This window comes from Microvirga sp. HS2, assembly GCF_055792805.1.
Genome location: NZ_JBVVAJ010000012.1, coordinates 104829 through 119064 on the forward strand (window position 1 = coordinate 104829; position 14236 = coordinate 119064).

Annotated in this window: 15 protein-coding genes; 12 read left to right on the top strand and 3 right to left on the bottom strand. The window is 63.3% G+C overall.

Annotation, left to right across the window (positions count from 1 at the left end; all coding sequences use genetic code 11):
- Complete coding sequence (locus tag ACS5Q0_RS13030; RefSeq protein WP_473127067.1) at positions 1 to 930, top strand: LysR family transcriptional regulator; 930 nt, start codon at positions 1 to 3, stop codon at positions 928 to 930.
- 106 nt (positions 931 to 1036) lie between these two features.
- Here the strand turns inward: ACS5Q0_RS13030 and ACS5Q0_RS13035 are convergent, their stop codons facing one another.
- Both ACS5Q0_RS13035 and ACS5Q0_RS13040 read right to left on the bottom strand, forming a co-directional pair.
- Positions 1037 to 1513 (bottom strand): thioesterase family protein, encoded by a 477-nt coding sequence (locus ACS5Q0_RS13035; protein ID WP_473127068.1) that lies wholly within the window; start codon positions 1511 to 1513, stop codon positions 1037 to 1039.
- A 44-nt stretch (positions 1514 to 1557) separates the two neighbouring features.
- Positions 1558 to 2847 carry an ArgE/DapE family deacylase gene (locus ACS5Q0_RS13040; protein ID WP_473127069.1) on the bottom strand — a complete coding sequence of 430 codons (1290 nt, stop codon included), beginning with the start codon at positions 2845 to 2847 and terminating at the stop codon, positions 1558 to 1560.
- A 308-nt stretch (positions 2848 to 3155) separates the two neighbouring features.
- Here ACS5Q0_RS13040 and ACS5Q0_RS13045 point away from each other — a divergent pair, with 308 nt between their 5' ends.
- The 6 genes from ACS5Q0_RS13045 to ACS5Q0_RS13070 all read left to right on the top strand — a co-directional run bounded on the left by ACS5Q0_RS13045 (position 3156) and on the right by ACS5Q0_RS13070 (position 8248).
- Positions 3156 to 3941: an ABC transporter substrate-binding protein gene (locus tag ACS5Q0_RS13045; RefSeq protein ID WP_473127070.1), complete on the top strand. Its 786-nt coding sequence runs from the start codon at positions 3156 to 3158 to the stop codon at positions 3939 to 3941.
- 84 nt (positions 3942 to 4025) lie between these two features.
- Positions 4026 to 4673 carry an amino acid ABC transporter permease gene (locus ACS5Q0_RS13050; RefSeq protein WP_473127071.1) on the top strand — a complete coding sequence of 216 codons (648 nt, stop codon included), beginning with the start codon at positions 4026 to 4028 and terminating at the stop codon, positions 4671 to 4673.
- A gap of 12 nt (positions 4674 to 4685) precedes the next feature.
- A complete protein-coding gene (locus ACS5Q0_RS13055) occupies positions 4686 to 5345 on the top strand; it encodes an amino acid ABC transporter permease (RefSeq protein ID WP_473127072.1) in 660 nt (219 codons plus the stop codon).
- Positions 5346 to 5377: 32 nt separating this feature from the next.
- The gene (locus ACS5Q0_RS13060) at positions 5378 to 6124 is read left to right on the top strand and encodes an amino acid ABC transporter ATP-binding protein (RefSeq protein WP_473127104.1); all 747 of its coding nucleotides are present in this window, start codon (positions 5378 to 5380) and stop codon (positions 6122 to 6124) included.
- A 26-nt stretch (positions 6125 to 6150) separates the two neighbouring features.
- Positions 6151 to 7782, top strand: coding sequence for a N,N-dimethylformamidase beta subunit family domain-containing protein (locus ACS5Q0_RS13065; protein WP_473127073.1), 1632 nt, complete (start codon positions 6151 to 6153; stop codon positions 7780 to 7782).
- Between the two features lie 10 nt (positions 7783 to 7792).
- Positions 7793 to 8248 (top strand): GNAT family N-acetyltransferase, encoded by a 456-nt coding sequence (locus ACS5Q0_RS13070; protein ID WP_473127074.1) that lies wholly within the window; start codon positions 7793 to 7795, stop codon positions 8246 to 8248.
- A 16-nt stretch (positions 8249 to 8264) separates the two neighbouring features.
- Here ACS5Q0_RS13070 and ACS5Q0_RS13075 read toward each other — a convergent pair whose 3' ends face one another.
- The gene (locus tag ACS5Q0_RS13075) at positions 8265 to 9275 is read right to left on the bottom strand and encodes a LysR substrate-binding domain-containing protein (RefSeq protein ID WP_473127075.1); all 1011 of its coding nucleotides are present in this window, start codon (positions 9273 to 9275) and stop codon (positions 8265 to 8267) included.
- Between the two features lie 174 nt (positions 9276 to 9449).
- Here ACS5Q0_RS13075 and ACS5Q0_RS13080 point away from each other — a divergent pair, with 174 nt between their 5' ends.
- The 5 genes from ACS5Q0_RS13080 to ACS5Q0_RS13100 are packed head-to-tail and all read left to right on the top strand — an operon-like array spanning position 9450 to position 13853.
- Positions 9450 to 10760, top strand: coding sequence for a hypothetical protein (locus ACS5Q0_RS13080; RefSeq protein ID WP_473127076.1), 1311 nt, complete (start codon positions 9450 to 9452; stop codon positions 10758 to 10760).
- On the top strand, positions 10757 to 11674 hold the full coding sequence (locus ACS5Q0_RS13085) for a glutamate/aspartate ABC transporter substrate-binding protein (protein ID WP_473127077.1): 918 nt from the start codon (positions 10757 to 10759) through the stop codon (positions 11672 to 11674). Before ACS5Q0_RS13080 ends, ACS5Q0_RS13085 begins: the two co-directional genes overlap by 4 nt.
- A 39-nt stretch (positions 11675 to 11713) precedes the next feature.
- Positions 11714 to 12451, top strand: a complete 738-nt coding sequence (locus ACS5Q0_RS13090; RefSeq protein WP_473127078.1) for an amino acid ABC transporter permease — start codon at positions 11714 to 11716, stop codon at positions 12449 to 12451.
- Between the two features lie 5 nt (positions 12452 to 12456).
- Positions 12457 to 13128: an ABC transporter permease subunit gene (locus ACS5Q0_RS13095; protein ID WP_473127079.1), complete on the top strand. Its 672-nt coding sequence runs from the start codon at positions 12457 to 12459 to the stop codon at positions 13126 to 13128.
- Positions 13128 to 13853 carry an amino acid ABC transporter ATP-binding protein gene (locus tag ACS5Q0_RS13100; protein WP_473127080.1) on the top strand — a complete coding sequence of 242 codons (726 nt, stop codon included), beginning with the start codon at positions 13128 to 13130 and terminating at the stop codon, positions 13851 to 13853. The genes ACS5Q0_RS13095 and ACS5Q0_RS13100 overlap by 1 nt, the downstream gene beginning before the upstream one ends.
- The last annotated feature ends 383 nt before the right edge of the window (positions 13854 to 14236 follow it).

Sequence of the window (14236 nt, forward strand, 5' to 3'; positions counted from 1 at the left end):
ATGGATTGGAATCTGCTGCGGACCTTCATGGTCATCGTGCAGGAGAAGGGAATTACGTCGGCGGCTGAGAAGTTGCGCCTCAAGCAGCCGACGATCAGCAATGCGTTGCGCCGCCTGGAGGGGCATTTCGACTGCCGGTTGATCGAGCGCCGGCCGGGGATCTTCGAGGTGACGCCTGCGGGTCAGCGCCTCTATGCGGAATGCGTGGCTCTCTTCAACACCGTGTCGGGTCTCCATGCCCTCGTGCACGACCAGCCCGACGAGGTGACAGGCCGGATCGAGATGGCCTTCGCAAGCCATGTGGTGTGCCCCTTCCTGGACGACGCGCTCGCGGAGTTCCACCGCCACAATCCGCGCGTCACCTTCGCGACTTCGGTGCTCTCCAGCCAGGAGGTGATCACGGCGGTCGCCCGGAAGGATGCGGCCTTCGGGGTCTGTCTGATGCATGAGCGCAATCCCAAGCTGAGGTTCCAGCCGCTCTATCGAGAGAGCTTCGGTTACTTCTGCGGGCGTCAGCACCACCTGTTCGGCAAGCGTGGGGTGAGCATGGAGGATCTGCGCGCCGAACCGTATGTCTCGTTCAAAACGGACCAGATGGCGGATGCCCTGTGGCCCATCGCCATGCTCCGGCAGCAAGAGGAATTCACCGGCCCGGTCATCGGCACCTCGTCGCATCTGGAAGAGGTCAAGCGGCTCATCATCGCGGGCTTCGGCTTCGGCCCTCTTCCGATCCACGTCGTCGAGGACGACGTGCGCAACGGCCTTCTCTGGCGACTGCCGCCCTACGAGAGCCCGCCTGAGATCATCGTCTATCTGGTCTATGATCCGACCGCCCGGCGCAGCAGGGCCGAAGCGCTCCTGCTGGAGCGCCTGCTGACCCAAATCGACGCGACGCCGCTGGAGCGTCGAACCTATCCGGCCGTCGCTTGAGGACAAATCCAGACGAGGACGGATACACCCGTCCCCGCCTTCCGGGGAAGGGCAGGAGACCAGCGGTGGCGCTTCCGGTCCCCCAGCCTGCGCGAGCCCTCGCCTCTTACGCCCGCTTCAGCCCGACCCGCCGGCTTGCCTGTTCGGGCCAGCCCAGGCGGTCGGAGGCTGCCTTCCAGTCTGTCAGGCGCACGGCGATCGCCTCGGGCATCGGCGTGGAGCGGCGCTGATCCAGGTTCACGTGCATCGTCACGACCTCCAGGCTCGCCGCCAGAAACCCCTCCTCGACACTCCTGATCTGGTGGAAGAGATGAAGGCGCTTTGCGTCGAAATCGAGCAGGCGCGTCTCGATCAGGAAGGGCGCGCGGGCGGGAAGCTCGCGATGGAACACGGTATGCAGTTCAAGCGCGAAGGTCGAGCAGCGCTCCCGTGCCCGGTATTCCGGGTCGATTCCGATGCGGTGGAGCCACGCAACCGATGCGATATCGAAGGCGGTCACATAGGCGGCATTCGTCATGTGGCCGTTGAAATCGATCCACTCGTCACGAACGGTCTCGCGGACCGAGATCCAGGGAGCTTCCATGAACCCGCTTTCAAAATTGATGGATGGGCCGCCTATGGGAGCCGTCAGGCGCGCTCCAGGCCGCACCATTCCGACGTGAAGAGCGCAAGGACCTCGCTGACCCGGAGGATGCTGTCGAGCGAGACCCATTCGTCGATGCCGTGATAGCTGCCGCCCCTCGGGCCATAGCAGGTCGCAGGCGTTTTCCCATAGAGCTCGAAGAAACGCACGTCGGTCGTCGCCGTGGAGGCGAGCATCGTCGGATCCGAGCCCATCACGGTCCGGTGAGCCTGCGCGAGCACCCCCATGAAGGGCGCGCCGCGATCGACGACGCATCCCTCCGCCTGGAAGCCCCGATAGGAAATCTCGATATCCGCATGCGCAAGCGCCGGATGCCGTGCCCGCGTGGCTGCGATGCTCTCTTCCACCGTCGTCCTGACGCTGGCGAGCGGAGTGCCGGGATAGAAACCGACCCGCACCAGCATGGTGGCGGAGCACGGCACGGTCGAGCCCCAATCGCCCCCCTCGATGCGTCCGAGATTGAAGTTCAGGGGATGGGGATTCGCGGTGAATTCCGGATGACGCAGGCTGTGCTGGTTCCACTCGGCCTCCAGCTCCTGGAGACCCTGGAAGAGCATGTGACAGGCCAGGATCGCGTTCGATCCGACCGAGGCCTCGAGCACATGGGCGGGCTTGCCGATGACGCGGACGGTGACCCACATGACGCCGACCTGCGAGGTCATGATGGTCTGCCCGAAGGGCTCGGGGATGATGGCCGCGTCCGCTCTCTCTCCACGCGCCACGCAGGCAAGCGTCCCGTTGCCGGTGCATTCCTCCTCGATCACGGACTGGAAGGACACGGGCGCCGCCGGCGCGAAGCCGAGATCGCGAAGCGCTTCGAAGGCGAGGCAATAGGCGACAAGGCCGGATTTCATGTCGCCCGCGCCGCGTCCGTAGAGGCGCCCGTCCCGCTCCGAGAGTTCGAAGGCGGGAGTCGTCCAGAGCGATGCCTCGCCCGGGGGCACCACGTCGATATGGCCGTTGAAGATGAGGGAGCGCCCAGCGGGCCGGCCCCGGGGCGCATGCCGGGCGACCACGTTCGGACGGTTCGCATAATCCGGCATGACCGGTGGCGAGAAGCCCGGCAAATCGCGGATGGCGCTCACATCCACGTCGAAGGTCTCGACCGCAAGGCCCATCTCCGCGAAGATGTCCGCCATGATCTCCTGCCCCTGCCGCTCGCGTCCAAGGGTGGTGTCGGCGCGCACGAGCCGGCGGAGGCGCTCCACGGCTTGGTCACGGCGGGCCGCGACGGCCGCGTGCAGGTCACTCCTGAAGGTCTGGTCCTGGTGCATCGTGTCCTCGGCGGATGAAGAGTGAATCTGGCGCGGGCTGGAGACCGGCTGGCTCCGGAGAGCACAGCCGGGCGGGACGGGAGCGTCAAATAAAAACGGCCAATGCGTCACATTCCCACGCTCTATGAAGAGGCTCGCGCGACCCATTCATCAAAGCAATCAGACTTATTTCAAATATCTATTTGCGAAATGCTCTCACGGCCCTTCTTCTAGGACAGGGACCGCATCAGAAAAGCGGCCGCCACCGGCTTCCTCCCCGAGAGCCGGCATGGTCGACACGAGGGCGTTCGGGGCTGGGAGAGTATGCTATGTCGAGGTTCTCGCCACGTCGCGTCGCCGCAGGCCTTTCGGTCGCGCTGATGCTCGTATCCGCGGCTGCATCGGCCGATGGGCTGAGCGACGTCAAAAAGAGCGGCGAGCTGAGCGCCGCCATGAGCGGCGCCTATCCACCGTTCAACTTCATCGACTCCAACACCAACAAGGTGGTGGGCTTCGATGCATCGATCGCCGAAGCCATCGCAGAGCGCCTCGGCGTGAAGGCCAAGGTCGTCACGACCGCCTGGGACGGCATCATCGCCGGGCTTCTCGCCAGCAAGTACGATTCCATCATCGGCAGCATGACGATCACACCGGAGCGCGAGAAGGCGGTCGATTTCGTCGGGCCCTATTATCATGCGGGACGCGGCGTGTTTGTCGCGGAGGGGTCGCCCGTCAAGAGCCTCGATGTCCTCAAGGGCAAGACCGTCGGCGTGACCCTCGGCGAGACCCACGAGAAATGGGCGCGCCAGCAGGGCGGCTGGACGATCAAGACCTACAAGGGCCTGCCGGAGCTTCTCCTCGAACTCAAGGCCGGGCGCGTTGACGCCATCATCGCCGACAACGTGGCGGTCCTCGTGGCGGCCAAGAACAGCGGCGACAAGGTCACGCAGCTGAGCACGCCCGATATCGAGGGCGGCAGCGTCGGGATCGGCATCGCTATTCGCAAGGGCAATCCCGAACTGAAGGCCGCGATGCAGAAGGCTCTGGACGACATCATGGCAGATGGAACCTACGAGAAGATTTCCATGAAGTGGATCGGCCACGACATTCGCTGATCTCGAATCCGAGCCTGCCGGACCTCGGGGCTTTCGCCCTGAGGTTCCTTTTTCGAGATCACCCTCGCGCCCCGGGAGCCGCTCATGGATTTCGGACTGATAACCCGCATCGTCCCGTTCTTTCTCGAAGCAGCCCTCGTCACGGTTGAACTGTCGGTCCTGTCGCTCCTCCTCGGGCTGTCCGTCGCGGCGCTGCTGACGGCCGGAAGGCTGTCGGCCTCCGCGCTTCCGCGCGCGGCCGCGACGGCATATGTGAGCGTGATGCGCGGCACGCCCTGTCTGATCCAGCTCTTCATCCTTTACTTCGGCGGCCCGCAGATCGGCATCCATCTCAGCGCCTTCGCGGCCGGCGCCATCGGGCTAGGCCTCAACATCGCAGCCTATATGTCGGAGTCCATGCGCGGCGCGATCCTGGCGGTGGACCGGGGACAGGTCGAGGCGGCGCGCGTCATCGGGTTCAGCCGGTCCCAGACCATGCGGCTCGTGGTTCTGCCCCAGGCGGCCCGTCTCATGATCCGTCCGCTCGGCGTGAATGCGGTCGCGCTCGTGAAGGGCACGGCCCTGGTCTCGACGATCTCGGTCGTGGAGCTGACCTATACGGCGCAGCGTTTCATCGGCTCGACCTACAAGCCGTTCGAGATATTCGCCGTCAGTGCCGTGATCTACATGGTGATCATCTACGCTCTCGCGAAGGCCGTCGACGCTCTCGACCGCCGCTACGCAGCTGCCTGACGGAGGCCTGTCTTGCAAGGCTTGGATTTCAGCATCGTCTCGCCCTACCTCGACGTGATCTGGACCGGCGTGGCGTGGACCGCGGTCATCACGGGGATGGCCTCCGTCGTAAGTGTGGCTGGCGGTGTCGTCCTGGCGGTGGCCGTGCTCTACGCTCCGTCCATCGTCGTCTATCCGGTGCGCATGTTCAGCTGGGTCTTCATGGGAACCCCGCTTCTCCTGCAGCTCTACCTCATCTATTTCGGACTCGTGCAGATCGGCATCGACATCCCGGCACTGGCGGCCGGAATCATCGGTCTCGGCCTCCATTTCGCGGTTTACAACGCGGATATCATCCGTGCGGGAATCCTCGCCGTGGACACGGGCCAGATGGAAGGCGCGCGTACCATCGGCTTCTCGCGCTGGCAGGCGCTGCGCTATGTCGTGATCCCGCAGGCGCTCCTCAACACGGCGCCGCCGATCGGCAACAATCTGATCGCGCTCCTCAAGGAATCCGCTATCGTGTCGGTGATCGGCGTCGCGGAGCTGGTGCATTCGTCGCAGCTCGCCATCAGCGAGACCTACAGGCCTTTCGAGTTCTACGTTCTTGCGGCCGTGCTGTACTACGTCCTCAACCTGGCCCTTGAGGGCATCCTCAAAATTGTCGAGACAAGAGTGGAGGCGATCCGATGAAGGGCGTGGAGAACAGCGGCGCGGCGGGCCCGATGGTGCAGGTGATCGACGCGCACAAGTCGTTCGGGCCCCTCGAGATCCTGAAGGGGATCAACCTCTCGGTGGGAAAGGGCCAGATCGTCGCGATCATCGGGCCCAGCGGCTCGGGCAAGAGCACGCTCCTGCGCTCGATCAACCACCTCGAGAAGCTTGATCGCGGCGAGGTCTGGGTGGACGGGATCCAGGTCAACAGGGCACTCACGGGCCGGGCCTTCGAGCAGCACATCAACCATGTGCGCCAGCACATGGGCATGGTGTTCCAGCAGTTCAATCTCTTCCCGCATATGACGGTCAGCCAGAACATCACGGCCGGGCCGATCAAGCTGCGCAAGATGCCGCCGGCTCAGGCCCGCGAGCTGGCGATGGAGCTGCTCGGAAAGGTCGGCCTGCAGGACAAGTTCGACATCTATCCCTCGAAGCTGTCGGGCGGGCAGAAGCAGCGCGTCGCCATCGCCAGAGCCCTCGCGATGGCGCCCTCGGTCATGCTCTTCGACGAGGCCACTTCGGCGCTCGACCCTGAGCTGGTCGACGAGGTCAACCTGGTGATGAAGCAACTCGCCAGGGAGCACATGACCATGATCATCGTCACGCACGAGATGCGTTTCGCCAGCGAAGTCGCGGATCGGGTTCTCTTCATGGACGGGGGCGTCGTGGTAGAGGAGGGGCCTCCCAGTCAGATCTTCACGAACCCCACCATGGACCGCACACGGGCCTTCCTCAAGAAGCACCTGGCCCCGTGAGCGGCCGCAGGAGACACCTTAGAGCCATGACGGACAAGAGCTTTCCCGAGTTCGGCCTCACCCACGAGGAGCGGCGTCGCGCCGTGCTCGGCCATTATTACGAGCAGCCCGGCATGGACGGCACGCGCGGCGAGATCTGGTGCTACACCGACCGCTATTCCTATCGCGCCGGGGATATCGTCACGCTCTTCGTCAGCTCCACGGCCGAGCGTTACCGGCTCGACATCGCGCGGGACGGCGGCAGCGAGACTCCGGTCGTGACCGTCGAGGGCCTGAGTGCCCGTTGGCAGGATACGCCGGACCAATGCTCCGTCACCGGCTGCGGTTGGATGGATTCGCATGCCTTCCGCATTCAGCCCGAATGGCCCTCGGGCGCCTACCGCATCACCCTGACGGCGGAGGGCCGCGACGGAAGGCTGATCCGCTGCCACCATCTCTTCATCCTGCGTCCCGATGCCGGGGCGAAGCCCGGGCGGGTCCTGCAGGTGGCGGCGACCGGCACCTGGACCGCCTACAACACATGGGGCGGCTCCAATCACTACCAGGGCATCACCGGCCCGAAGCGCAACCAGTACGCGCCCGTGGTCAGTATCGAGCGGCCGTTCTGCCGGGGCTTCGTGGTGCTTCCGCCGGACGCCCCGCGCGTGCCTCTGGACGTCCCGGTCCCGCCCGCCATGCCGCCGCGCTATCCGCACATGGAATGGGCCTACGCCCACGGCTACAGCAAGAAATACGCCTCCTCCGGCTGGGCGAGCTACGACAGCCATTTCTTCCGTTGGGCGGAGCGCGCCGGATACGCGGTCGATCTCGCGAGCCAGCACGAGCTGCATTTCACGCCGGAAATCCTCGACGGCTACGATTGCGTCGTCTTCGTCGGGCACGACGAGTACTGGACATGGGAGATGCGCGACGCGGTCGAGAGATACGTCCGCAACGGCGGCAAGGCCGCGCGCTTCGCGGGGAACTTCATGTGGCAGACGCGCCTGGAGGACGGAGGCCGCCGTCAGATCTGCTACAAGTACCGCGCCGAGGAGGATCCGATCCTCGAAGGCGGCGACCTGACGCGCCTGAGCACCTCCTGGGAGGACCCGCGGGTCGGCCGTCCGGGCTCGGAGACCTTCGGCCTCATCGCGACGCGTGGGCTCTATGTGGGCTGGGGCGGCTGCGCGCCTCGTGGCGTCCGGGGCTTTCCGATCTACCGGCCGGAGCATTGGGCCTTCGCCGGGACGGGGATCTATTACGGCGATCTCCTCGGGGCGGATTCCCACATCTTCGGATACGAGGTCGATGGCCTTGACTACGTTATCGAGGGCGGCCTGCCGCGTCCCGCCGAGGGCAGCGGCGCACCGGACGGCCTTGAGATCCTCGGGTTGGGGATGTCATCCCTCAAGGAGGAGAGCGCCGACATCCCGGCCGACGACCAGTTTCTCTCCGATGAGGATGCGCGCTTCGTCGCCCGCACCCTCGTGGGCAATGACGGGCTCGAGGCGGTCGATAAGATCAAGCGCGGCGCCGGCATGATCGTCAATTTCCCGATGGGGCAGGGCGAGGTCTTTCATGCGGGCACCTGCGAATGGGTCGCCGGCCTCCTGCGGCAGGACCCCATGGTCGGGCGCGTGACCGCCAATGTCCTTGATCGCTATCTTGGCGGACGCTGAGCGAATGCCCATGATCCGGGATGCACGTCTGGACGACCTCGACACAGTTGCCGCGATGCTGCGGCGACTGGGGCATCACGTGGGCGCCAAGCCGAAGGTGACCGCGGAGGATCTCGCGGTTTTCGGCCCGCACGGGCGCGGGGACTTCACGGTGCTCGTGGCGGAAGGCGAGGGCCGCATTCTCGGCATCCTGCTCTATTCCATCGTGTTCTCGGCCTGGCGCGGACGCCCGGGCATTTATGTGTCGGACCTCTACTTGGAAGAGGCTGCGCGCGGTCTCGGGCTCGGCACGCAACTCCTGCGCGCCGCCGTCGCGCGGGAATTGCCGCGCGGCGCCGCCTATCTCAAGCTCGACGTGGACCGGAAGAACGAGACAGGTCTCGTCTTCTACGAGAAGCGCGGCTTCCGGCGTCACGATTCCGACCACACGATGGTGCTCGACGAAGACGCGATGCGGCAGCTGTGAACACGGGAGGACGCGCTTAAGCGATCGAGTCGGCAAGCAGACGGGAGAAAGCCTCGCCGAGAAGGGACGGGGCCAGCGTCATGGAGCGGGCCAGCGATACGTCGACGCGGATGGAGGGTCGCAGCTCCTTGATGACCAGCCCTTGGGACATGGTGTTCGCGATGTAGGGATTGACGATGCCGACGCCCACCCCCGCCACGACGAGCGCGCAGATGGTGATCGAGGAGTTCGTCTCGACCACGACGTTCTCCGGAGCACCGATCTTGGCCAGCAGTTCACGCATGCGGATCACGATGTTGTCGGAATCGTTGAGCAGGATCATTTGATGTCTCAGCAGATCTTCCAGATCGACCCATTCCGCGCGCGCCAGCGGGTGGTTCTGCGGAACGATGCAGACGGCTGAGGTCGTCGTCATGACCCTGGTTTCGAAGATCGACGGATCCACATCGCCCGTGGTCACTGCGAGATCGATCAGGTTCTGGTGCAGCAGATCCGCGAGCTGAGGCGTCGGCAGAGTCTGGAGGCCGACGAAGGTACCAGGGTACTGGGCGAGGAAACGCTTGATCACCTGCGGCAGCAGGCCCGTGGCCAGGGTGGAGGTGCTCCCCAGACGCAGAACGCCGGCGCCCGACTTGCGCAGAATGCCGACGGCCGTCTCGATCTTCTCGAGCCCTTCGAAGTTCCGCCGAACGGATTCATAGAGCTGGCGCCCCTCCCGCGTGGGCCGGAGCCGGCCGTGATGGTGCTCGAACAGCTTGAGCCCGGTCGAACGTTGAAAATCCGCCAGCTTCCGGCTGATCGACGGCTGCGTCGTGTTCAGCGCCATCGCGGCCGTGGTGGTCGTGCCGGTTTCCATGACGGCCTTGAAGGCTTGAATCTGCTGAAAGCTAAAAGGCTTGGACACCCGCTCGCACCCCAGCGCATCGTGCGGACCCACCGGGCCGCGCAGCGACCCGAGGGGCCACGCCAGTGAAAAGTGGACCCGGTCTTCCGCTTGAACGATGCGCTCTTCAAGGGAGTGGAGCATCGGACGGGACCCAAAAGTGCAAATCCACTGTGGGGGCCGAGGCTCGCGATTTGCGATAAGGGCTATATCAAATACGCATACTTATGTGTCAATAAAGTATTTTTCAGCATTCCATGTCGCCACTAGGTTGGTCGCCGGCCGGTCCAATATGACGCGCTGACCAGTGAGGCATCTGTGAATCTAATCCTTGAGTCGTCGAACGAAGCCCTGAAGCAAACTCGGCCCGCGCAACGGGTCGGCAACGATGCGGGACATCACTTTTTTGGCTACTACGACAAGACCAACTGGGGCGCGCAGGATCGATTGCTGCTTGGTCACCGCGTCCGGGCGCGCGACTTCGAGATCAAGGCGGATTCAGTTGCCGAGATCGGCTATTTCGATATGGCGGGCGACGGCGCCTTTCACGTCGTCGGCACGACGACCGCCTGGAACTGGCAGATGGGAAGCCAGCTCCAGTGGCTGGACGCCGCGACGAGCCATCGCTTGATCTACAACGTGCGTGCAAAGGGCGGCCTGTATCCGGGCTTCGGCTCGGTCATCTACGACCTGGATACCGGAGCGTCGCGCGAACTCGACACGCCCATCTATGTCGCGGCGCCGAATGGCCGTTATGCCCTGACGGTCGATTACGAGCGGCTGTACATAACACATAAGACGATCGGCTATGTCGGACAGGACGGCTCGAAAAGCGACCTGCCACTGTGTCCCGACGACGACGGCATCCACCGGATCGATCTGGAAACGGGAGAGGTCCGGCTGCTGATCAGCTATGCGGGGCTGAAGGCGCTCGATCACCGGCCTTCGATGGATAAGGCCATCCACTGGGTCAGCCATATCGAGATCAATCCGTCCTCGAACCGGGTTCTTTTCCTGCATCGCTGGACCGAACGGGTCGAGGATGAGACGTGCTTCCTGCATCGCCTGATCACGATGGACCCCGACGGCAGCGACGTGCGGATCCTGGAATGCTCGGACCATCCGCTGCCGCAACTGGCCGCTGATTTCGATCCGAGCCAGGTCGGCACCTTCGATTACGAAAAATCGGAATACCAGATTTCCCACCCTCTGTGGCGCGATGATCGCCATATCATCGTGTGGGGGCCGCATGACGGGGCGATCCACTACCATCTTTACGAGGATGTTCACCCGGCGCGGGTGACGATCGTTGGTGGCGGAATCCTGACCGAGAACGGTCACATGACCTATTCTCCGACCGACAAAAGATGGCTTCTGACAGACACCTACCCGGATCCGGTGACGAACGAGCGGGTTCTCATCCTTTTCGATGTCGAGCGGAACGTGCGTCACGATGTCGGCATCTTCTATGCCGATCCGCACTTGACCAAGGAAAACCGGTGCGATTTGCATCCGCGATGGAGCCAGGACGGCCAGCGCGTGTGCATTGACTCGATGCACGAACACGAACGGCAGATGTACGTGATCGATGTATCCGCAATACTGAACAACAAGGGAGAAAACGAATGAAGATGGCGATTGCAAAATATCTCGCGGGTGCCGCGACGGCCGCGCTGATCGGCGTGGGCGCAACGGCTGCTCACGCACAGGCCGCGGGGCTGGACGGCACTCTGGCAAAGATCGCGAATGACGGCGTCGTCGTGGTCGGATACCGCGAGGCATCGATCCCGTTCTCCTATTACGACGACGCCAAGAATCCGATCGGCTACTCCATGGATATCACCAATGCGGTGATCGAGCAGATCAAAGCGAAGATCGGGCGCTCCGATCTGGAGGTCAGGAAGCTGCCGATCACGTCGCAGAACCGCATCTCGCTTCTGCAGAACGGGACCATCGATTTCGAATGCACGACCACGACGCATAACGAGTCGCGCGAGAAGCAGGTCGACTTCACCAACAGCATCTTCGTCGTGGGCACACGGCTGATGACGCCGAACGACTCGGGCATCAGCGACTTTCCAGACCTCAAGGGGCAGAACGTCGTCGTCGGCGCGGGAACGACCTCGGAAATCCTGCTGCGGAAGATGAACACCGAGCAGCAGATGGGCATGAACATCGTCAGCGCCAAGGATCACGCCGAATCCTTCCTGATGCTGTCGACCGGACGCGCCAAGGCGATGATGATGGACGATGCGCTTCTGGCCGGCGAACGGGCGAAGGCGAAGGATCCTTCCAAATACGTCATCACCGGCACGCCGCAGTCGCGTGAAAGCTATGGCTGCATGGTGCGCAAGGGCGATGGGCAGATAAAGCAGCTTCTGGACACGACGATAGCCGAGCTGCAGACCTCGGGTAAGGCCGCTCAGATCTACCAGAAGTGGTTCATGGCGCCGATCCCGCCGCGCGACCTCAACCTCGATTTTCCGATGTCGGATGACCTCAAGGGCCTGTTCGCTCAGCCCAACAGCAACATCCTGAACTGACAGAGCCCGGCGGTCGGCTGAAGCGGGGAAACCAAGATCATGGCCTATAATTGGAGTTGGGACACTCTGCTGCAGCCGGTCGCCACGGGCGAGAACTCGACCTATCTCGGCTGGGTCATCGATGGGCTCGTCGTGACGTCGGCGCTGACGATCGCGGCATGGCTGCTGGCGCTGCTGCTTGGCACCACGCTCGGAATTGTCCGGGCGTGGCCCGGCCGGGTGGGGGACGCGATCGGCGCCGTCTATGTCTCGGTCTTCCGAAACGTCCCGCTGATCGTGCAGTTCTTCATCTGGTACTTCGTCGTGCCCGAGATCCTGCCGACCGCCATCGGCGACTGGATCAAGAGCATCACGCCCATGACCCAGGTCTTCATCATGTCGGTGCTCGCGCTCGGCTTCTTCACCAGCGCGCGTATCTGCGAACAGATGCGGGCCGGCATCGGGTCGCTGTCGCGTGGTCAGCTCCAGGCGTCCCTCTCCCTCGGCTTCACGACGATGCAGAGCTTTCGTCATATCCTTTTGCCGCAAGCCTTCCGGAAGATCCTGCCGCCGTTGACGTCGGAGTTCCTGATCATTTCCAAAAACTCGGCCGTTGCGTCCACCATCGGATTGCTGGAGCTGAGCGGACAGGCGCGGCAATTGGTCGATTATACCGCCCAGCCTTACGAGTCCTTTATCGTCGTGACCGTCGCTTACATGCTGCTCAACTTCGTCATCCTGCAGGTCATGGATCTGGTCAGGCGGCGCGCAGCCCTTCCTGGAATGGTGAGAGGATAACGGGAATGGAGTTCTTCCAGAACATTGCGTCCGCATGGGGCATCATCGGCACCGGAATCGCGATCACCCTTCAAGTGACATTCGTGGCCATCATCGGTGGCCTTTTGGGGGGAACGCTGCTTGCCCTGTTCGCAGCGTCGACAAGCCGGTTCCTGCAGTCGTTCACGCGGATCTACGTCACCCTTTTCCGGTCGATCCCGCTGGTGATGCTGCTTCTGTGGTTCTATCTCATCGTGCCGCAGGCCCTGAAGGCCGTCTTCAACATTTCGCCCAGCGTCGATATTCGCCTGGTGTCGGCGATGGTGGCGTTCGTGCTGCTTGAATCGGCATTCTTCGCCGAGATCATCCGCTCGGGCATCATCGGCCTGTCCAGGGGCCAGTTCAACGCATCCGCGTCGCTCGGCATGACCTACATGCAGTCGATGCGCCACATCATCCTGCCGCAGGCCTTCCGCGCGGTCCTGCCGATCATCATGACGCAGTGCATCGTGATCTTCCAGGATACGTCGCTGGTCTATGTGATCTCGCTCGGCGATTTCTTCCGCAACGCCGTCAGCATCGGCGAGCGCGACGGCAACCTCATGCAGATGCTGGTTTTCGCCGGATTCGTTTATTGGGCCATCTGCTCGAGCCTCAGCGGCCTGGTCCGGAAACTGCAGCAAGGATTGACACGATAATGATCGAACTGAAGAACGTCTCGAAGTGGTATCAGGACTTTCAGGCCTTGCATGATTGCAGCGTGAAGGTGGAAAAGGGCGAGGTCGTCATTTTCTGCGGTCCGTCGGGCTCGGGCAAATCGACCCTGATCAAGCTGATCAACGGGCTCGAGAGCTTCGAGAAGGGGGACATCCTCTTTCAGGGCCGGTCCATCAAGGCGCCCGGTGTGAAACTGCCGGAGCTGCGCCGGCGGATCGGCATGGTGTTTCAGCATTTCGAACTGTTTCCTCACCTCACGGTGCTGGAGAACCTGACCATCGCCCAGATCAAGGTGCTGAAGCGTTCGCGTGCCGATGCCGAGTCAAAGGCCCTTTCCCTGCTCGATCGCGTCGGCCTGACGGCCCATGCCCGGAAGCATCCCAGCCAGCTCTCGGGCGGCCAGCAGCAGCGGGTCGCCATCGCCCGTTCGCTGTCCATGGATCCCGAAGTCATGCTGTTCGACGAACCGACCTCGGCGCTCGATCCCGAGATGATCAACGAAGTCCTGGCCGTCATGGCGGAACTCGCCCGCGACGGCATGACGATGCTGTGCGTCACGCACGAGATGGGATTCGCCCGCCAGGTCGCCGACCGGGTGGTCTTCATGGATGCCGGCTCGATCGTTGAAGTTGCGCCGACCGGGGAATTCTTCTCGGCACCGAAATCCGAACGGGCGCGAGATTTCCTGGGCAAGATCCTGCACTAGCGCATCGGACCCGAAAGCGGATTTGCGCTTTTGAGGTCCATCCGGTGCTCCACTCTCTGGAGCAGCGCATCGTTCACGCGGACGTGCAGAGCCGCACCAGGGAAACCGCGTCCAGTTCTCGCCGACGTGGCCCACCGGGTCCGCACGATGCGCTAGGCTCGCCATGGGGCGTGAGACCAGGCCGAAACCCTGCTCCTCGGATCGTCGATCGCCGCCCATGTCACGGCAGGACCCGTGGCGGGGTTCTGCTGCAGCTTCGAGGGAAGCGCGGCGGAGATCGGAAACGGGAATATACGATTGTTCTCATCGGAGGTTCTGATGAGAGAGGCGGCAACCTTGATCCACATCAGGTCGATTGACTTCAAGGAGGTGTAAGGGAGACT